This is a genomic window from Streptococcus sp. 210928-DFI.4.42 (assembly GCF_020554365.1).
Lineage (GTDB): Bacteria > Bacillota > Bacilli > Lactobacillales > Streptococcaceae > Streptococcus > Streptococcus parasanguinis_S.
In genome coordinates, this window is the sequence record NZ_JAJCHF010000074.1 from 1 (window position 1) to 251 (window position 251).

The following is a 251-nucleotide window of genomic DNA, read 5'->3' on the forward strand; positions in this document are numbered from 1 at the left end:
TATCCCTTCAAACTCTCCAACACTTTCGAAAAGTTCTATAGCTCGTTTGAAATGTGTGTTGGCTAATCCTTTATCTTCCAAGGCTAAATAAATTTCCCCTAACCCTCTATAGCTACAAGCCTGAGAAATCACATCATCAGTCTCTAAAGATTGTTCCAGTGACAGATTCATGAATGTAAGAGCTTCATCAAGATTGTTTAATTTCAATCTCAAATAGCCTTGTTCGTAGTTATTCACAGCTTTCTTTAGAT

1 protein-coding gene is annotated in these 251 nt (G+C 35.9%); it reads right to left on the reverse strand.

The annotated features are described in order from the left end of the window. Positions 1–251: tetratricopeptide repeat protein (locus tag LIZ08_RS10355; protein ID WP_319637128.1), on the reverse strand; the 251-nt coding region annotated here is incomplete at both ends.